We start from the raw sequence: 17,730 nt of genomic DNA, 5'->3' as shown, positions 1-17,730 counted from the left end.
TAGTCTCCGGGGGGTTAGGCGAGGGGGGTGACGGTCTCGGCGGCCTCAACGACCGAACCGTCGGCGACCAGGGCGGCCACGGCGGCGATCTCGGGGGCCAGGTAGCGGTCGGGACCGGGTCCCGCGACCCGTTCGCGCACCGTGCGCAGGACGGCGCCGGTGGCGGGTCCGGGCTCCAGCGGGGAGCGCAGGTCCAGGGCGCGGGCGGCGGTCAGCAGCTCCACGGCCAGCACGGTGGTGAGCCCGTCGACGGCGCGGCGCAGCTTGCGCGCGGCGGACCAGCCCATGGACACGTGGTCCTCCTGCATGGCGGAGCTGGGGATGGAGTCGACGCTGGCGGGAACCGCCAGGCGCTTGAGCTCGGAGACGATCGCGGCCTGGGTGTACTGGGCGATCATGTGGCCGGAGTCCACTCCGGGGTCGTCGGCCAGGAAGGCCGGGAGCCCGTGCGAGCGGGAGACGTCGAGCATGCGGTCGGTGCGGCGTTCGGCGATCGAGGCGGTGTCGGCCACGGCCACGGCCAGGAAGTCCAGGACGTAGGCGACCGGGGCCCCGTGGAAGTTGCCGTTGGACTCCACCCGGCCGTCGTCGAGCACCACCGGGTTGTCGATGACGCTGTCGAGTTCGCGCCCGGCCACGAGCAGGGCGTGGGCGAGGGTGTCGCGGGCGGCCCCGGCCACCTGCGGGGCGCAGCGCAGCGAGTAGGCGTCCTGGACGCGGTTGCAGTCCGGCCCCCGGTGGGAGGCGACGATCGGCGAGTCGGCGAGCATCGCGCGCAGGTTCGAGGCGGAGGCGGCCTGACCCGGGTGCGGGCGCAGTCTCTGGAGCTCCTCGGCGAAGACCCGGTCGGTGCCGAGCAGGGCCTCGACGCTCATGGCGGCGGTGATGTCGGCGACCTTGAGCAGGCGCTCCAGGTCCACGCAGGCGATGGCGAGCATGCCGAGCATGCCGTCCGTGCCGTTGATGAGGGCCAGGCCCTCCTTGGCGCCGAGCTCCACGGGCGTGATTCCCGCCGAGGCCAGGGCCTGCCCGGCCTCCCTGAGCTCACCGTCGGCGCCCCGGACCCGCCCCTCGCCCATGAGTGCCAGGGCGACGTGGGAGAGCGGCGCGAGGTCGCCGGAGCAGCCCAGGCTGCCGTACTCGTGGACGACGGGGGTGATCCCGGCGTTGAGCAGGGCGGCCAGGGTCTCGACGGTGACGACCTGGACCCCGGTGTTGCCCGAGGCCAGGGTGCGCAGGCGCAGCAGCATCAGGGCGCGCACGACCTCGCGCTCCACCTCGGGTCCGGCCCCGGCGGCATGGGAGCGGATGAGGGAGCGCTGGAGGCGGGCGCGCAGGTCGGGGGCGATGTGCCGGGTGGCCAGCGCGCCGAACCCGGTGCTGACGCCGTAGGCGGGCACCTCGCCCCGGGCGAGCGCCTCGACCTGTTCGCGGCCGTGGCGCACGGCCTTGCGGGTGTCCTCGCTGAGGACGACCTGGGCGCCCTCGCGGGCGACGGAGAGGACCTGGGCCGGGGTGAGCGGAGCACCGCCGACGGCAACGGAAGGAACTGCTGTGGACATGCCCCCATTCGACCGTGCCCGGGCCCGCTCCGGAAGTGCCAACACGAGGGTTCTGTCCGAGATACCAGACACCTCGGAGAGCTAGCGGATGACCCGCACCTCGCACCCGAGACCGGGAGCCGCCGCGATACGCGCGTCCACGGTGACCAGCGCACAGTCCAGGGCTTCGGCGACGGCCGCGTAGACCGCGTCGTAGGCGCTCAGATGATGGCGGAGCTCCCACGCCCGGTGATAGATCGACCCCGTGGCGTCCACATCACTGATGGCCCGCGTACACAGAGCGGCGCCACTATGGCGCCACAACCGCACGTGCCGAGTCCATGACACCCTTGGGGCATGAGTGTTGTTCCGGCGGCCACGCGCGCGCTGCGGCTGCTGCGCTTCCTGGCCTCCCGGCCGGGCCCCGTCTCGGCCTCGGCGATCGCCACCGGCCTCGGCCTGCCCCGGTCCAGCGTCTACCAGCTGTTGGAGGCGATGGCCGAGGAGGGGTTCGTGACCCACCTGCCCGAGGATCGGCGGTGGGGGCTCGGCGTGGCCGCCTTCGAGATCGGTTCGGCCTACCTGCGCCACGACGGCGTCGAACGGCTGGCCCGGCCCCTGCTGCACCAGCTCACCGAGACCACCGGCGCCACCGCGCACCTGGGGGTCCTGCACGGAGCCGACACGCTCTACCTGCTCAAGGAGCAGCCCCCGCACGCGCCCACCCTGATCACCGGTGTGGGAGTGCGCCTGCCCGCGCACCTGACCGCGTCGGGGCGGGCCATGCTGGCCCGACTGCCACGCGCCCAGGTGCGGGCGCTGTACCCGGACACGGGGGCCTTCACCGACCGCACCGGGCGCGGTCCGACCACCCTGGGGCAACTGCGAGAGCTGTTGGCCGAGGAGCGCCGTCAGGGGTGGTCGATCGAGAGCGGCCAGGTCACCGAGGGGTTCCTCTCGGTGGCGGCGGCGGCCTCGGACCACAACGGGCGCCCGGCCGCCGCGATCAGCCTCACCGTGCCGGCGGCCCGGCCGGTCACCCCCCGGGCGCTGGCCTCCCGAGTGCGGGACGCGGCCGGGGAGCTCACCCGCAGGCTCAGCGGGAGGTCGCCCTAACCGCGGCGAGCGCGCAGGGGCGGGGTCCGCTCGACGATCGACGGCAGCGGCGCGGTGCGCTCCACCATCTTGAGGATGTGCTCCTTGCGGTCGCGCGGAACCTGCACGTAGAACTGCGTGGCGGCCTCGGGGTCGACCTCCAGGTCCAGGCTCTCGGGGGTTTCGGCCCAGGTGGGCAGTTCGGGGTCGGTGCGGTGGGTGTCCAGCGCGAACTCGATGAAGTAGGTGATCCTGCGTCCGCCGGTGTGCACCTCGCGGATGCGGCGGATCTCCGGCCAGGCGATGAAGGTGCCCTCCCCCGGGAACCACCACTTGCGCTCCTGGAGCACGGTGACGCCGTCACTGTCGGCGCTGATGCCCTGCCGGGTGATGCGCTGCGGCAGCCCGCGCACGAGGAAAACGTTGCTGCCGGGGCCGATGAAGAACATGACCAGCGCCGCGAACGCCCACAGGGACACCGAGCCGACCGTGGTCTCCTCCCGCAGAACGTGCCAGAGCATGGACCCCACCACAACGGCGAAGCCGAGGGTGAGACCGCCGGAGAAGTAGGCCGCCGTCATCCACATGCGGGTGTTGGGGCCGCGCAGGCTGACGTAGCGGCGCAGGTGGGACACGCTCGCGGGCGGCTGGGTCAGGTCCGAGGGGACACCCCGTGTCTCAGGGGGGACGTCCGGTGGTTCGGGGGAGGCCATACCTCCCATTCTTCCAAGGTTCGGGGGTGCTTGGTGCGCCGCGTCACGCGCTTTCCCGGCCATGTGCGGTCAATACCGGCGAACGGCTGATCTCCGCCCCTCCTCGGCGCTACAGTCCTGTCCCATGAGGCGCAGCACGCGAGAGTACGAGACCGCACTCCTGGTGGACGGCGAGGTCCTGGTGATCGAGGGGATCGTCTACCGGGGTCGCACCATGCTGGACGAGGAGGGGGCGGAGCGGTTCGCGCCGTTGGAGCGCTGGGCCACGACCGTGGCCGAGAGCCTGGGAAGGCCGGTGACCTGGTGTGCCGAGGCCAAGAACGAACCCGAGGCCCGGGGTACCGCGCGGCCCGGGCAGGTGCTTCAGAACCGCCTGGCGCTCTGAGCTCCGCACTTGGCGCACTGGAACTTGCGGTCGTCGCCGAGAATCCAGTCGTGGTCTCCGCCGGTGGGGCACGCTGACATCGACACCAACTCCTCAGGAAGGGGGCTTCGGGGGTGTGTGTCGGTCATCGTAATTCCCACAGGTCACACCGGTCTCGGGAATGAGAAGATCGGTCGTTCCCTCATGTCCGAAGCACCCCCGTCGCCGAGGCGTCCTCCCCCGGCACGCACGGGGGCCCGCGCCCGGTCCGGTGACCGGGGGCGGACCCCTGGGAACCCCGACGGCCGCGGGGGCCGTCCGGAGCCTAGTTCTGGGAGGCCCTCATGTGGGCCTCGACGGCGGCGCGGTCGGCGCGGAGCTTGGCCAGCGCCTCGTCGAGGATGAGTTTGCCCTCCTCCTCGCTGCGCCGCTCCTTCACGTACGCCAGGTGGGTCTTGTACGGCTCGGTGCGCGGCGGCGACGGCGGGTTGGCCTTGTCCTTGCCCGCGGGGAACCCGCAGCGCGGGCAGTCCCACTCGTCGGGAACGGCGGCCTCGCTGGCGAAGCTGGGCACGACCTCGTGCAGGTTCGCACAGTAGAACGGAACCCGGACACGCGGAGCGGCCTCGCCGCGCTCGGCCTCGCCCATAGGGCCGGCTCCGACTCGGCTGCCACGGATGGCGCTGCCACTACCCACGAAAAACTCCTTCAGCGAACTCGCTGCCTGACTCGGGCGCGATGGTCTTGTACGAGGGGCCTGCGGCCGATCGGCGCGCTACATTCCCCGGTTGATCAGCAGACCGAGGATGACGATCGTCACGATCCAGGTGATCCCGATACCGATGGTCATCCGGTCGAGGTTGCGCTCGACCACGGACGAACCGCCGAGCGAGGAGGTGACACCGCCGCCGAACATGTCGGAGAGGCCACCGCCCTTGCCCTTGTGCATCAGCACGAGGAGGACCAGCAGCACACTGAGAAGCATCACGAAGATGGACAGACCGAGGATCACACGCTCACCCGTAGCTCGACCCCGCAGCAGGGGGGAATGGACACCTCGGTCCCCCTTTTCCCCACCGTTCCGGGCCGACGGGAGGTGTCGGTCCGGGGCGGTCGCGGAAGGAGGAGACCGGGGACGTTTTCGGATTTTACCGTGCCGGTGAAGGCGCGGGCGGAGAAACCCCAAGGCAGGGCAATCCCCACAGCGAAGTCTAGCCCGAACCCGGCACCCGTCGCGCACCCGGCCCGTCACCCCTGGACGTCGGAGGGTGACGGGCCGGGCTCACGAGACGGTTGGTCAGCCGTTCTCGCCGAAACGGATCACCTTGGTGAACTCGTCGGCCTTGAGGCAGGCACCGCCGACCAGGGCGCCGTCGACGTCGTCCTTGGCCATGATGCCGGGGGCGTTGTCACCCTTGACCGAACCGCCGTACAGGACGCGGACCGCGTCGGCCACCTCGGCGGAGTACAGTTCGGCCAGACGGGCGCGGATCGCGGCGCACACCTCCTGGGCGTCCTCGGGGGTGGCGACCTCACCGGTGCCGATGGCCCACACCGGCTCGTAGGCGATGACGATCCGCTCGGCCTGCTCGGCCGGGATCTCCTTGAGGGCGCCGTCCAGCTGGGCCAGGACGTGCTCGACCTGCTGCCCGGCCTTGCGGACCTCCAGACCCTCGCCCACGCACAGGATCGGCACGATGTCGTTCTTGTAGGCGGCCTTGACCTTGGCGTTCACGAGGGCGTCGTCCTCGTTGTGGTACTCGCGGCGCTCGGAGTGACCCACCAGGACGTAGGAGCACTCCAGCTTGGCGAGCATCGAACCGGAGATCTCGCCGGTGTAGGCGCCCTTGTCGTGGGCGGAGATGTCCTGCGCACCGAAGCGGATGCTCAGCTTGTCCCCGTCCACGAGCGTCTGCACGCTGCGCAGGTCGGTGAACGGCGGCAGGACGACGACCTCGGCGTTCTCGTAGTCCTTCTCGTTGAGGGCGAAGGCCAGCTTCTGGACGAGCGCGATCGCCTCGAAGTGGTTGTTGTTCATCTTCCAGTTGCCCGCGATGAGCGGCTGGCGCTTGGTCATCCTTGACTCACTTCACAATCGTCGGGAGAGAGAGGGATCGCGTGACCCCGCACCGGGCGGGGCGGTCACCCTCAGGCCAGGGCGTCGATGCCGGGGAGGTCCTTGCCCTCCAGGTACTCCAGGCTGGCACCGCCGCCCGTGGAGATGTGGCCGAAGGCGGCCTCGTCGAAGCCGAGCGAGCGCACGGCCGCGGCGGAGTCGCCGCCGCCGACGACCGTGAGGGCGTCGGAGTCGACGAGGGCCTGGGCCAGGGCGCGCGTGCCGCCCGCGTAGGGAGTCATCTCGAACACGCCCATCGGACCGTTCCAGAACACGGTCCTGGCGTCCGCCAGCTTCGCGGCGAACAGTTCCTGGCTCTTGGGGCCGATGTCCAGGCCCATCCGGTCGGCCGGGATGGCGTCGACGCCCACGGCTGCGTGCGGGGCGTCGGCGGCGAACTTCTCGGCCGCCACGACGTCCACGGGCAGGACGATCTCCACGCCCTCGCGCTCGGCCCGCTCCAGGTAGCCGCGCACGGTGTCGAGCTGGTCGGTCTCCAGCAGACTGGAGCCGACCTCGTACCCCTTGGCCTTGAGGAAGGTGAACACCATGCCGCCGCCGATGAGCAGGCGGTCGGCGGTGCCCAGGAGGTTGTCGATCACGGCGAGCTTGTCGGAGACCTTGGAACCGCCCAGGGCCACCACGTAGGGGCGGTCGGGGTTCTCGGTGAGGCGCCTGAGCACCTCGACCTCGGTGAGCACAAGGCCGCCGACGGCGTGCGGGAGCTTGCCGGGCAGGTCGTAGACGCTGGCGTGCTTGCGGTGCACGGCGCCGAAGGCGTCGCCCACGTACAGGTCGGCGAGCTGGGCGAAGCGGTCGGCGAGCTCGCCGCGCTCGGCGTCGTCCTTGCTGGTCTCGCCGGGCTCGAAGCGCACGTTCTCCAGCAGCGCCACCTGGCCGTCCGCCAGGGCGGCGGCGGTGGCGCGGGCGGACTCGCCCGCGGTGTCGGCGGCGAAGGCGACCTCGGTGCCGAGCAGCTCGCCGAGGCGGGCGGCGACGGGGCGCAGGGAGTACTGGGGGTCCGGGGCGCCCTTGGGGCGGCCCAGGTGGGCGGCGACGATGACGCGGGCGCCGCGCTCGCGAAGCTTCTCGATGGTCGGCAGGGCCGCGCGGATGCGCCCGTCGTCGGTGATGCGGTCACCGTCCAGGGGCACGTTCAGGTCGGCCCGGACGAACACGCGCTTGCCGGAGACGTCGAGGTCGTCGATCGTCCGCATGCTGGTCTCCTCGTTGGGGTGTCGAAGTCGGGGGCGGCGGGGCCGCGCACGCGACGGCACCCCCACCGCGCGGGGCGGAAGGGGTGCCGGGTCACGCGTGCGCGGCCACGGGCCGGGGCCCGTGGGTCACAGGTTGGAGCCGACCAGCTTGGCCAGGTCCACCAGGCGGTTGGAGTAGCCCCACTCGTTGTCGTACCAGCCCAGGATCTTGACCTGGTTGCCGGAGACCATGGTCATCCCGGCGTCCAGGGTGCAGGAGGGCGAGGTGCCGACGATGTCGGAGGAGACGATCTCGTCCTCGGTGTAGACCAGGACGTTCTTGAGCGGGCCCTCGGCGGCGGCCTTGAACGCGGCGTTGACCTCGTCCTTGGTCACCTCGCGGTCGACGGTGACGACCAGGTCGGTGGCGGAGCCGTCCGGCACGGGGACGCGCATGGCCATGCCGTCCAGCTTGCCCGCGAGCTCGGGGATGACCAGGGCGGTGGCCTTGGCGGCACCGGTGCTGGTCGGGATGATGTTCTGGGCGGCGGCGCGGGCGCGACGCAGGTCCTTGTGCGGGAAGTCCAGGATGACCTGGTCGTTCGTGTACGCGTGGACCGTGGTCATGAAGCCCTGCTGGACGCCGAAGCTGTCCTTGAGCACCTTCGCCATCGGCGCCACGCAGTTGGTGGTGCAGGAGGCGTTGGAGATGATGTCGTGGTTGGCGGCGTCGTACTTGTCGTCGTTGACGCCCATCACGATGGTGATGTCCTCGCCCTTGGCCGGGGCGGAGATGATGACCTTCTTGGCACCGGCGGTGATGTGCTTGCGGGCGTCCTCGGCCTTGGTGAAGATGCCGGTGGACTCGACGACCACGTCGACGTTGAGCTCGCCCCAGGGCAGCTGGGCGGGGTCGCGCTGGGCGAGGACCTTGATGGTCCTGTCGCCGACGCGGATGAAGTCGTCACCGACCTCGACGTCGCCCTCGAGGGTGCCGAGCACGGTGTCGTACTTGAGCAGGTGCGCGAGCGTCTTGGTGTCGGTGAGGTCGTTGACCGCGACGATTTCGATGTCGTTGCCGCCAGCGGCGACCGCGCGCCAGAAGTTGCGGCCGATCCGACCGAAGCCGTTGACGCCTACACGGATGGTCACGGAACCAATCTCCTCATATGTCGCACAGCAGTTTCACCCGAGCGTGCGGCTGCTCGCGGTGCGCCGGGCCGGTACGGTCGGCACGACCGTGTTGAACAGCGTGAACGCGTAACAGGTGTTCACAAAGAGCCTAGCGGAGTGTCGGCGGGGAGCCGTTCTCGCCCCCGCCCGCCGACCCGCCCTCCCCTCGCGGATTCGCGACCATCCTGACATCGCGAAGCGGAGAGGTCTATACCATTTTCGGAAGTTATCCCGGAGTTTTCCCAGTTAACAAAGCCGAACATCCACAGCACGGTCACGTTTCGGCGGGTTCACACCCACACCGGGGTCAGGGCACGAGCATGTCGGGAGTGAGGTTCGCCTCTGTTCCCTCGATGCCCAGGTCACTGGCCCTCTTGTCGGCCATCGCCAGCAGTCGGCGGATGCGCCCGGCGATGGCGTCCTTGGTCAGCGGCGGCACCGACAACTGCCCCAGCTCCTCCAGCGACGCCTGCTTGTGGGCCAGGCGCAGCTGCCCGGCGGCCACCAGGTGCTTGGGGGCGTCCTCCCCCAGGATCTCCAGGGCGCGCTCCACCCGCGCACCTGCCGCGACCGCCGCCCGGGCGCTGCGCCGCAGGTTGGCGTCGTCGAAGTTGGCGAGCCGGTTGGCGGTGGCCCGCACCTCCCGGCGCATCCGGCGCTCCTCCCAGGCCAGCACGCTCTGGTGGGCGCCCAGCAGGGTCAGCAGGGCTCCGATGGAGTCGCCGTCACGCACCACCACCCGGTCCACACCACGCACCTCGCGGGCCTTGGCGTGCACCTTCAGGCGACGGGCCGCCCCCACCAGCGCCAGCGCCGCCTCCGGGCCGGGGCAGGTGACCTCCAGGGACATCGACCGGCCCGGCTCCGTGAGGGAGCCGTGCGCGATGAACGCCCCGCGCCACGCGGACTCGGAGTCGCAGGCCCCGCCCGCCACCACGTGACGGGGCAGCCCGCGCACCGGACGGCCGTTGTTGTCGACCAGACCGGTCTGGCGGGCCAGGGACTCGCCGTCCTTGATCACCCGCACCACGTACCGGTTGCCCTTGCGCAGCCCGCTCGGGGACAGCACGACCACCTCGGACTCGTGTCCGAAGACCTCCGAGATGTCCTTGCGCAGCCGCCGCGCGGCCGCGCCCGTGTCCAGCTCGGCCTCGATCACGATCCGGCCGCCCACGAGGTGGAGGCCTCCGGTGAACCGCAGGATGGTGGACACCTCCGCCTTGCGGCAGCATGGCTTGAGAATCGCCAGTCGGCTCAACTCGTCCTTCACCACGCCGGTCATCGCCATCGCTGCGGTCCCCCCTCGAACTGGCAGAACACCGGTGCCTCACACCTGGTCACCGGGGTGCCGCCACGAGGTGTGCCCTGGGCGGCTTGTCTCGGTGCAGACTACGTGACGCGCGTCTTCCCGCCGACCCCCGCACGGCGTGTCGCGCTTCCTCAAACCCAGGTCACAGGCGGCGTGTCGCCCTTCGTGGCGGTGTGCGGTCAATTGCTCCCGGAGCCCTCGGAGGAGTCCAGGAGCGACTCCAGGTGGTCCCTGAGCACGATGGCGTGGTTGTGCCGGGTGTCCTTGGCCGCGTACAAGAGCGTGATCGGCCCTTTGCGCGCGGCGTCCAGGAGCGGTTCCAACGCCTGCGGGCGCCCCTCCAGCTCGGTTCGGTAGCGGTTCGCGAACTCCTCGAACCGGTCGGGGTCGTGCCCGAACCAGGTGCGCAGCTGGGGGCTGGGCGCGGCGTCCTTGACCCACTCGTCCCCGGCGACCTCGCTCTTGCTCACGCCCCGGGGCCAGAGCCGGTCCACGAGGAAGCGGGGCCCGGGCGGGGGGTCCTCCCCCTGCCCGGGGTGCTTCTCGGCACGGACCTCGTCGTAGACGCGTTCCAGGTGGATGCGGTGTTCAGCCATGCGCCCACCCTTCCCGGGAGCGGGTCACGCCCACCCCAGCGCGGCGTCAACACCCCGGCAGCGCGCCGGGTCCGGTGCCCCGGGCGCGGCCTCCCGGGGCCCGGGCGACGGCCCGGACGGAGCGCGGTCAGTCCTCCAACACGTGTTCCAGCGCGGCGGCCAGCTTGTCGGCGTCGTGGCGCGGGGTGCCGTCCCCCCGGCTCAGGTCCGCCAGCTCCAACCGCCCGCCCAACTGGTTGGTGGCGGACAACAGCGGTCCGACCTCCTCGACCGTGCCGGAGTCGGCGAGCACGACGTCCACCCCCAGCTTGGGAGCGTGCTCGTGCAGCACCTCCAGGTAGGTCTCGGGCCGGAAGTCGTCGGTCTCCCCCCGCTGCGGCGACAGGTTGAGGACCACCAGGCGCCGGGCCCGCGAGGTGACCAGGGCGTGCGCCAGATCCGGGACCAGCAGGTGCGGCAGGACGCTGGTGAACCACGATCCGGGGCCGAACACCACCCAGTCGGCCTCCCGCACGGCCTTGACCGCCTGCGGGCTGGCCGGGGGGTCCTCGGGGATCAGCGAGATGGAGCGCACCCGGCCGCTCGTGCTCGCGCACGCCACCTGACCGCGCACCGTGGTGAGCGCGTCCGGTCGCCCGGGGTCGATCCCCGACACCTCCGCCGAGATCTCCAACGGGACCGACGACATCGGCAGGACCCGCCCGTGGGCGCCCAGGAGCTGCCCGACCCAGTCCAGCCCCGCCACCGAGTCGCCGAGCAGTTCCCACAGGGCGACGATGAGCAGGTTGCCGACCGCGTGACCGTGCAGGTCGCCCTCCGAGCGGAACCGGTGCTGGAGCACCTGGCTCCAGGTGTGCCCCCACTCGTCGTCCCCGCACAGCGCGGCCAGCGCCATCCGCAGGTCACCGGGCGGCAGCACGCCCAGTTCCTCGCGCAGACGTCCGCTGGACCCGCCGTCGTCGGCGACCGTCACGATCGCGGTCACGTCCGTGGTCACCCTGCGCAGCGCCGAAAGGGAGGCGTGAAGTCCGTGCCCGCCCCCCAGCGCGACCACCCGTGGCGGCCGTGAGGCGTCGTCCCCGTCCGGAGCGGTGCTGTTCGACATGCCTTTGGCCTGCCCCCTCGTCCCGTGTCCGGCGGACGCGTCGGCCCGCCCCGGATGGGGACGCGCGAACGGCCGACCCACGCCCCCGGCCCGCCGTGTCCCGGTCCCTTGGCGGACCGGCACCAACAATGACCGGGCCAATGTAAGGGAAGACGCCATTATTGGCGATTCGGTTCACCCGCGAGCCGGGCGCGTGTCACTCCCGGCCCACGTCCCGGTGGACCACGTGCACGTCCACGCCCTGGCCGCGCAGCCGGTCGGCGAACTGCTCCGCCATGGCCACGCTGCGGTGCTTACCGCCGGTACAGCCCACCGCCAGCGTCATGTAGTGCTTGCCCTCGCGCTGGTAGCCGGCGTTCGTCAGCTTCAGGACCTCCGAGTACGCGTCCAGCATCTCCTGGGCGCCGTCCTGGGAGAGCACGTAGTCGCGGACCGGCTCGTCGCGCCCGTTCATCGGTCTGAGCTCGGGCACCCAGTGGGGGTTGGGCAGGAAGCGGCAGTCCAGGACCAGGTCGGCGTCGACCGGCAGACCGTGCTTGAACCCGAAGGAGACCACGTTGGCGCGCGGGCGCACCTCGTCGCTCTCCCCGAAGAACCCGATCACCCGCGCCTTGAGCTGGTGCACGTTGAGCTGTGAGGTGTCGATGACCAGGTCGGCCTCGCCCCGCACCGCGCGCAGGGTCTCGCGCTCGCGGTCGATGCCGTCGGTCAGGCGCCCGTCGCCCTGGAGCGGGTGCGGGCGGCGGACCCCCTCGAACCGGCGCACCAGCGCGTCGTCACCGGCCTCCAGGTAGAGCACCCGCGCGGTGATGTCGCGCTTGCGCAGCTCCTCCACCGTGGACAGCAGGTCCTCCGTGAAGGCGAGCGAACGCACGTCCACCACCACCGCCACCCTGGGGACCGCCCCGTGGGTACGGCCCGCCAGCTCGATCATCGTGGGCAGCAGGCCCGGTGGCAGGTTGTCCACCACGAACCAGTCCAGGTCCTCCAGGGCCCGGGCCGCCGTACTGCGGCCCGCGCCGGACATCCCGGTGACGATGACCACCTCGGGCGGCAGTTCCCCGCCCAGTTCGACCGTCATGTGTCTCCTCCCCCGTCTGTGCCTTGCGTTGACGTCACCCCGTCACCCTCCCCATCCCTCCGGCCGGGGTCACCGGACAGATGTGCGTGCACGGACTCGGCCAGCTTGGGGCCGATCCCGGGTACCGCCGCGATCTCCTCCACACTCGCCGACGCGAGTCTGCGCACCGAACCGAACTCCTTGATGAGGGCGGTCCGGCGCGCCGGACCCAGTCCCGGCAGCTCGTCCAGGCTGCTCCCCGTGAGCGCCTTGGCGCGCTTGTGCCGGTGGTACTGGATGGCGAAGCGGTGGGCCTCGTCGCGCACGCGCTGAAGGAGGTAGAGGCCCTCACCGGCGCGCGGGAGGATCACCGGGTCCTCGTCGTCGGGCAGCCACACCTCCTCCAGGCGCTTGGCCAGGCCGCAGACGGCCACGTCCTCGATGCCGAGCTCGTCGAGCGCGCGCCGCGCCGCCTCGGCCTGCGGCCGGGCCCCGTCCACCACCACCAGGTTAGGCGGATACGCGAACTTGCCGGGGGCCGGCTCCTCGGCGGTGCCGCTCCCGGCGGACCCGTCCGGGGCGCCCGGCCCGTCCTGGGGCACGCGGTCCTCGGGGCCGCCCATGCGCGCCACCTCGCCGGAGCGCGAGCTCTCCTCCAGGTAGCGGCGGAACCGGCGTCTGACCACCTCGTACATGGCGGCCACGTCGTGCTGCTCCGCTCCCCCTGCGCCGCTGCCGCGCACGGAGAAGCGCCGGTACTCGGACTTGCGGGCCAGGCCGTCCTCGAAGACCACCATCGACGCCACCACGTGTTCGCCCTGGAGGTTGGAGATGTCGAAGCACTCGATGCGCAGCGGCGCCTCGGACAGGTCCAGCGCCTCCTGGATCTCGTTCAGGGCCCGGCTCCGGGTGCTCAGGTCCCCGGCACGGTGCGTCTTGTGCCGGGCCAGCGCCTCGCGGGCGTTCTTGTCCACGGTCTCCATGAGGGACTTCTTGTCGCCGCGCTGAGGCACGCGCAGGTCCACCCCCGCGCCCCGGTGCTCGGCGAGCCATCCCGCCACGGCGTCGGGGTCGTCCGGTTCGTGGGAGACCAGGACCTCGCGCGGGATCGACGTGCCGGTGCCCTCGGTCTCCTCGGAACCGTCCAGTGACCCGTAGAGCTGGCGCAGGAAGGTCTGCATGAGCTCCCCCGGGCCGGCGTCGGTCACCTTGTCCACCACGTAGCCGCGCTGGCCGCGGATGCGTCCGCCCCGCACGTGGAAGATCTGGACGGCCGCCTCCAGCGGGTCGTCGGACATGGCGATGACGTCGCAGTCGGTGGAGTCGGGCAGGACCACGGCCTGCTTCTCCAGGGCGGCGCGCAGGGCCTCGATGTCGTCACGCAGGCGCGCGGCCCGCTCGTACTCCATCTCCTGGGCCGCCTCGGTCATCCGCGCCTCCAGCTGACGGATGAAGCGTCCGGTGTCCCCGGCCAGGAAGGAACAGAAGTCCTCCGCCAGTTCGCGGTGCTCCTCGGGGCTGGCGCGGCCCACGCAGGGCGCCACGCACTTGCCGATGTAGCCGAGAAGGCAGGGGCGGCCGCTGTTGCGCGCGCCCCGGAACACCCCCGGCGAGCAGGTGCGCACCGGGAAGACCCGCAGCAGCAGGTCGACGGTCTCACGGATCGCCCAGGCGTGCGAGTACGGGCCGAAGTAGCGCACGCCACGGCGCTTGGCGCCCCGCATCACCTGGACCCGGGGGAACTCCTCGTTGAGGGTCACCGCCAGGTAGGGGTAGCTCTTGTCGTCGCGGTACTTGACGTTGAAGCGCGGGTCGTACTGCTTGATCCAGGAGTACTCCAGCTGGAGGGCCTCGACCTCGGTGCCGACGATCGTCCAGTCGACGTCGGCGGCCGTGGAGACCATCTGCTGGGTACGGGGGTGCAGTCCGGCGAAGTCCCGGAAGTAGGAGGACAGTCTCGACCGCAGGTTCTTGGCCTTGCCCACGTAGATGACCCGGCCGGAGGCGTCCCGGAATCGGTAGACGCCCGGCTCGGTCGGAAGGGAACCGGGGGCGGGGCGCAGGTGTGGAGTCGCAGCCATACCCCCATTCTGGTCGCTCCCGGGGACAGACGGCCACCGGTCCGCGCGACGCGCCCCCGTGGAGCGGGTCACTCCGGAGGAATCCGTCCAAGCAATGGTCACGATTGGATATCTGCATGGTCTAGGTTGGGCGGGTACAGCTGAACTTCCCGACATGAACGACAAGGGGGCGCTTCGACGTGTCCGTCTCCCAGTGGATCGCGATCGGCATCGCCGTCTCGGTCTCGATGGCCCTGGTCTTCGTCCTCCAGTGGCTGCTCAACCACAAGTTGGGCAAGGTCTGGCCGATGGCCCGCTACGTGGTCGCGCGTTCGGCGGTCACCGCGTACACCGCAGCGGCGGTCGCGGGCGCCAACCTCGCGCTCCCCAGCCGGGGCGACGTGGCCTGGAGCACCTTCCAGACCATCGACCACGCGATGACGATCCTCATGATCGCCACCCTGACCGCGCTCGGGATCAGCCTGGCCTACGCGGCCACCGACATGGTGCTGGAGCGCCTCTCCGCGCGCAACGGCGACGCCGACCGCCGGGCCCGTCGGCTCCAGACCCAGGTGCGGCTGCTGCGCCGGGTCATCACCTCGATCATCGTGGTCCTGGCCATCGCCTCGATCCTCTTCACCTTCCCCGAGGTCCAGGCGCTCGGCGCCGGACTCCTGGCCTCCGCCGGCGTCATCGGTATCGTCGCCGGTGTCGCGGCCCAGTCGACCCTGGGCAACCTGTTCGCGGGACTCCAGCTGGCCTTCAGCGACGCCCTGCGCATCGGTGACGTGGTGGTCGTCGAGGGCGAGTGGGGCCGGGTCGAGGAACTCAGCCTGGTCAACGTCACCATCAAGATCTGGGACGAGCGCCGCCTCGTGGTCCCGGTCGCCAACTTCACCACCACCAGTTTCGAGAACTGGACCAAGGCCGGGACGAACATCACCGCCAAGGTCCAGCTCCCCCTCGACTGGGAGGTGCCCATCGCGGACCTGCGCGAGGAGACCGGCCGTCTGATCACCGCCAGCAAGTTCTGGGACGGGCGCAGCTGGTCCTGCCAGGTCGTGGACATCACCGAGTCCGGTGAGGTCATGGTCCGGGTGGTGGCCACCGCCTCCGACACCGGCAACCAGTGGAACATCGCGTGCGAGATCCGCGAGCACCTGGTCACCTGGCTGGCCACCCACTACCCCGAGTCCCTGCCGCGCAACCGCACGGAGTTCGTCGGCGCCGGAGACGACGAGTCCGACTACGCGGCACGGTTCCCGACCTCGGCGTTTCGCCGGAACTCCTCCGCCTCGGTCCCGGCGCGCGTCGACAGCGAGGGTTCGGCGCGGTCGGGCAACGCCGAAGAGGTCTGAGCCCCCCGTACACACGACGGAGCCCCACCGAATCCGGTGGGGCTCCGTCGTGTGCGGGCGGTCAGTCGAGGATGATGTCGGTCCCGTCGATGGAGACGGTGAACTCCTCCAGGGGTTCCTCCGCCGGGCCCTTGACGACCTCGCCGGAGGTGATGTCGAACTCGCTCCCGTGGCACAGGCAGCGGATGACCTCGTCCTCGACCTCCTGGACCGTGCAGCCGCCGTGGGTGCAGGCCGCGCTGAACGCCCTGTACTCGCCCTCCTCGGGCTGGGTCACCACCAGCTTGCTGTGGCTGAAGACCGCTCCGCCGCCCTCCGGGACGTCCGTGGTCTGACCGACCACGTGGCCCCGGCGCACCTCCTGGGGGGCGGGGGGCTCACCACAGGCGCTCACGGCGGTCACGGCGGCGGCCGCCCCAGCCGTCCCGAACAGACGGCGCCTGCTCACCCCGCACCCGCATGCCCTCGTTCCAGCCACGACCGACCGCTCCTCACCTGCGCCTGAATTCCACTACGAATCGTAGTAGGTCGGGTCGGGTGCCCCGCACCGGCCCCGGGGCACGGGGAGAGCGACGTGCGGCCGACCGCGCCCACCCGTGGTGCCACGGAGCGTCCGAACGTGCGAGGCCACCCGCTCCCCCGTCCGGGAGGGAGCGAGCGGCCGTGCCCGAGCCGTCAGCCCTGCGGCGTGTGCGGCGGGTACTCGCCCTGATCCCGGGGCGGGTACGCGTCGGGCTCGTGCGGGGGCGGGTAGGCGCCGTGACCGGGATGCGGCTGACCGTGGGCGTCCGTGCCCGGATACGGCTGACCGTAGGGCGCTGCGCCGGGCGGCACCGGCGAGTGGTCACCCGGGGCCGGGGGCGGGTAGGCGCCCTGCGGCGGCTGCCCGCCGGGAGCGCCGGGCGGCGGCGCGTGGTGGCCGGGCGCGCCGTAGGCCGGAGGCTGGCCGTAGGGCTGGGGCTGACCGTACGGCTGCTGCGGCCCGTAGGGGTGGGGCTGCGGGTACGGCTGGGCGTGCGCCTGCTGCGGAGCGGTCTGTTCGCGCCCGGGCTCCTCGTGGCCCTCCGGCCAGAAGATCGCGGTCGCCTCCGCCTTGAGGATGACGGCCGGTGAACCACCGAACTGGGCCACCCGGACGCGCACCCTGCGCCCCGGCTCCAGGTAGTCCTTCCACGTGTAGGTGAAGTGCGCCCTGCCGTTCGCGTGCACCGGGCTGTCGATCGGCCGCTCCCGAGCCACGACCCACTCGTCCTCGGCCCTGACGTACTCGCTGGCGCGCAACTGCACCTCGGCGCCGGGGTCGACCCCTTCGATGACCACGCCGACGGTCAGGTCGTAGAGCGCTCCCTGGGGCTCGTGCTGGCCCACCAGAGCGAAGAACTTGCCCTCCTCGCCCCGGTCGTCGACGTCGAACCTGAGACTGCGCCAGTCACCCGGGGGGAGCTTCTGCTGCTGGGTCTTCTTGAACGTGCGGTGAAGAGGCACATCGCCCTCTCGTACTCGTGAGAACGCGGCGGCGAAGCGGGTCCGGCCCCGAAGGACCGGCCGCCACACGCGGCTCGGGGGACACTCTGTTCTCAGCGGGTTGAGGCCATTGAAGCGCCCCCGGGCGCCGGAGGGGAAGGTCCGCGCGACGACTGGCCGACTGCGGTCACGCCGTGAACTCCAGACAGAACGGGTGCCCGGCGGGGTCGGCGTACACCCGGTACAGGTTGTCGGGGCGCTCCTCGGACACCGCCAGCAGACGGGCGCCCAGCGCCGTGACCCGCTCGTGGGCGACACCGATGTCCTCCACCCGGATCTCGAAGTGCATCTGCTGGGGGCGATCGGGGTCCGGCCAGTCCGGAGCCCGGTGGTCCTCCACCCGCTGGAAGTCGATCACGGGCCGGGTCCCGTCACCGATCCCCGCCCAGTCGTGGTCGCGTCGGGTCACGGGCATGCCCAACAGCTCCGAGTAGAAGTCGGCCAGCGCCCCGGGGTCGGGGCAGTCGAGAGTCACAGCGCGCAGTCGTCCGATCATGGTGGCCAGCCTGCCGGAGAACCC

At 71.4% G+C, this 17,730-nt stretch carries 19 protein-coding genes; 3 read left to right on the top strand and 16 right to left on the bottom strand.

Annotated features, from left to right (window positions below; all coding sequences use genetic code 11):
* Positions 1–14: 14 nt before the first annotated feature.
* Positions 15–1,562: a histidine ammonia-lyase gene (gene hutH, locus ABZ635_RS14185; RefSeq protein WP_357764096.1), complete on the bottom strand. Its 1,548-nt coding sequence runs from the start codon at positions 1,560–1,562 to the stop codon at positions 15–17.
* Between the two features lie 81 nt (positions 1,563–1,643).
* The gene (locus tag ABZ635_RS14180) at positions 1,644–1,817 is read right to left on the bottom strand and encodes a PIN domain-containing protein (protein ID WP_357764093.1); all 174 of its coding nucleotides are present in this window, start codon (positions 1,815–1,817) and stop codon (positions 1,644–1,646) included.
* Positions 1,818–1,898: 81 nt separating this feature from the next.
* On the opposite strand from ABZ635_RS14180, the gene ABZ635_RS14175 reads away from it, so the two are divergent.
* Positions 1,899–2,657, top strand: a complete 759-nt coding sequence (locus ABZ635_RS14175; protein WP_357764090.1) for an IclR family transcriptional regulator — start codon at positions 1,899–1,901, stop codon at positions 2,655–2,657.
* Here the strand turns inward: ABZ635_RS14175 and ABZ635_RS14170 are convergent.
* Positions 2,654–3,349, bottom strand: a complete 696-nt coding sequence (locus ABZ635_RS14170; protein ID WP_357764087.1) for a hypothetical protein — start codon at positions 3,347–3,349, stop codon at positions 2,654–2,656. The genes ABZ635_RS14175 and ABZ635_RS14170 overlap by 4 nt on opposite strands.
* Before the next feature lie 124 nt (positions 3,350–3,473).
* Between ABZ635_RS14170 and ABZ635_RS14165 the strand changes: the two genes are divergently transcribed.
* Entirely contained in the window at positions 3,474–3,734 is a 261-nt protein-coding gene (locus ABZ635_RS14165) for a hypothetical protein (RefSeq protein WP_357764084.1), read from the top strand.
* 304 nt (positions 3,735–4,038) lie between these two features.
* Here the strand turns inward: ABZ635_RS14165 and ABZ635_RS14160 are convergent, their stop codons facing one another.
* From ABZ635_RS14160 to uvrC, 10 genes are all read right to left on the bottom strand, one after another.
* Positions 4,039–4,410, bottom strand: coding sequence for an RNA polymerase-binding protein RbpA (locus ABZ635_RS14160; RefSeq protein ID WP_357764081.1), 372 nt, complete (start codon positions 4,408–4,410; stop codon positions 4,039–4,041).
* Positions 4,411–4,488: 78 nt separating this feature from the next.
* A complete protein-coding gene (gene secG, locus ABZ635_RS14155) occupies positions 4,489–4,725 on the bottom strand; it encodes a preprotein translocase subunit SecG (protein ID WP_017546450.1) in 237 nt (78 codons plus the stop codon).
* A gap of 285 nt (positions 4,726–5,010) precedes the next feature.
* Positions 5,011–5,790, bottom strand: a complete 780-nt coding sequence (gene tpiA / locus ABZ635_RS14150; RefSeq protein WP_357764077.1) for a triose-phosphate isomerase — start codon at positions 5,788–5,790, stop codon at positions 5,011–5,013.
* A 71-nt stretch (positions 5,791–5,861) separates the two neighbouring features.
* The gene (locus tag ABZ635_RS14145) at positions 5,862–7,046 is read right to left on the bottom strand and encodes a phosphoglycerate kinase (protein WP_357764074.1); all 1,185 of its coding nucleotides are present in this window, start codon (positions 7,044–7,046) and stop codon (positions 5,862–5,864) included.
* 126 nt (positions 7,047–7,172) lie between these two features.
* Complete coding sequence (gene gap, locus ABZ635_RS14140) at positions 7,173–8,177, bottom strand: type I glyceraldehyde-3-phosphate dehydrogenase (RefSeq protein WP_357764071.1); 1,005 nt, start codon at positions 8,175–8,177, stop codon at positions 7,173–7,175.
* 328 nt (positions 8,178–8,505) lie between these two features.
* On the bottom strand, positions 8,506–9,486 hold the full coding sequence (gene whiA / locus ABZ635_RS14135) for a DNA-binding protein WhiA (RefSeq protein ID WP_017546454.1): 981 nt from the start codon (positions 9,484–9,486) through the stop codon (positions 8,506–8,508).
* 200 nt (positions 9,487–9,686) lie between these two features.
* Entirely contained in the window at positions 9,687–10,103 is a 417-nt protein-coding gene (locus tag ABZ635_RS14130; RefSeq protein ID WP_357764066.1) for a DUF488 family protein, read from the bottom strand.
* Positions 10,104–10,230: 127 nt separating this feature from the next.
* Entirely contained in the window at positions 10,231–11,208 is a 978-nt protein-coding gene (yvcK, locus tag ABZ635_RS14125) for a uridine diphosphate-N-acetylglucosamine-binding protein YvcK (protein ID WP_357764063.1), read from the bottom strand.
* A gap of 196 nt (positions 11,209–11,404) precedes the next feature.
* Positions 11,405–12,289, bottom strand: coding sequence for an RNase adapter RapZ (rapZ, locus tag ABZ635_RS14120; RefSeq protein WP_357764060.1), 885 nt, complete (start codon positions 12,287–12,289; stop codon positions 11,405–11,407).
* A complete protein-coding gene (uvrC, locus tag ABZ635_RS14115) occupies positions 12,286–14,349 on the bottom strand; it encodes an excinuclease ABC subunit UvrC (RefSeq protein WP_357764057.1) in 2,064 nt (687 codons plus the stop codon). Before uvrC ends, rapZ begins: the two co-directional genes overlap by 4 nt.
* 179 nt (positions 14,350–14,528) lie before the next feature.
* Between uvrC and ABZ635_RS14110 the strand changes: the two genes are divergently transcribed.
* Complete coding sequence (locus ABZ635_RS14110) at positions 14,529–15,686, top strand: mechanosensitive ion channel domain-containing protein (protein ID WP_357764054.1); 1,158 nt, start codon at positions 14,529–14,531, stop codon at positions 15,684–15,686.
* 61 nt (positions 15,687–15,747) lie between these two features.
* Here ABZ635_RS14110 and ABZ635_RS14105 read toward each other — a convergent pair whose 3' ends face one another.
* From ABZ635_RS14105 to ABZ635_RS14095, 3 genes are all read right to left on the bottom strand, one after another.
* A complete protein-coding gene (locus ABZ635_RS14105) occupies positions 15,748–16,134 on the bottom strand; it encodes a Rieske (2Fe-2S) protein (protein ID WP_357764051.1) in 387 nt (128 codons plus the stop codon).
* Positions 16,135–16,361: 227 nt separating this feature from the next.
* A complete protein-coding gene (locus ABZ635_RS14100; RefSeq protein ID WP_357764048.1) occupies positions 16,362–17,171 on the bottom strand; it encodes a hypothetical protein in 810 nt (269 codons plus the stop codon).
* A 166-nt stretch (positions 17,172–17,337) separates the two neighbouring features.
* On the bottom strand, positions 17,338–17,706 hold the full coding sequence (locus ABZ635_RS14095) for a VOC family protein (protein WP_357764047.1): 369 nt from the start codon (positions 17,704–17,706) through the stop codon (positions 17,338–17,340).
* Positions 17,707–17,730 lie beyond the last annotated feature (24 nt).

The organism is Nocardiopsis sp. NPDC007018 (assembly GCF_040635075.1).
In the GTDB taxonomy this organism is placed as follows: domain Bacteria; phylum Actinomycetota; class Actinomycetes; order Streptosporangiales; family Streptosporangiaceae; genus Nocardiopsis.
The sequence above is the reverse complement of the archived record's forward strand: the minus strand, read 5'-3'. Positions and strand labels throughout refer to the sequence as shown.

Bases quoted from the DNA above. Each gene is read 5' to 3' on its own strand.
- hutH (WP_357764096.1), bottom strand. From the start codon at position 1,562: ATGTCCACAGCAGTTCCTTCCGTTGCCGTCGGCGGTGCTCCGCTCACC.
- ABZ635_RS14175 (WP_357764090.1), top strand. From the start codon at position 1,899: ATGAGTGTTGTTCCGGCGGCCACGCGCGCGCTGCGGCTGCTGCGCTTC.
- ABZ635_RS14170 (WP_357764087.1), bottom strand. From the start codon at position 3,349: ATGGCCTCCCCCGAACCACCGGACGTCCCCCCTGAGACACGGGGTGTC.
- ABZ635_RS14165 (WP_357764084.1), top strand. From the start codon at position 3,474: ATGAGGCGCAGCACGCGAGAGTACGAGACCGCACTCCTGGTGGACGGC.
- tpiA (WP_357764077.1), bottom strand. From the start codon at position 5,790: ATGACCAAGCGCCAGCCGCTCATCGCGGGCAACTGGAAGATGAACAAC.
- ABZ635_RS14145 (WP_357764074.1), bottom strand. From the start codon at position 7,046: ATGCGGACGATCGACGACCTCGACGTCTCCGGCAAGCGCGTGTTCGTC.
- whiA (WP_017546454.1), bottom strand. From the start codon at position 9,486: ATGGCGATGACCGGCGTGGTGAAGGACGAGTTGAGCCGACTGGCGATT.
- ABZ635_RS14130 (WP_357764066.1), bottom strand. From the start codon at position 10,103: ATGGCTGAACACCGCATCCACCTGGAACGCGTCTACGACGAGGTCCGT.
- yvcK (WP_357764063.1), bottom strand. From the start codon at position 11,208: ATGTCGAACAGCACCGCTCCGGACGGGGACGACGCCTCACGGCCGCCA.
- rapZ (WP_357764060.1), bottom strand. From the start codon at position 12,289: ATGACGGTCGAACTGGGCGGGGAACTGCCGCCCGAGGTGGTCATCGTC.
- uvrC (WP_357764057.1), bottom strand. From the start codon at position 14,349: ATGGCTGCGACTCCACACCTGCGCCCCGCCCCCGGTTCCCTTCCGACC.
- ABZ635_RS14095 (WP_357764047.1), bottom strand. From the start codon at position 17,706: ATGATCGGACGACTGCGCGCTGTGACTCTCGACTGCCCCGACCCCGGG.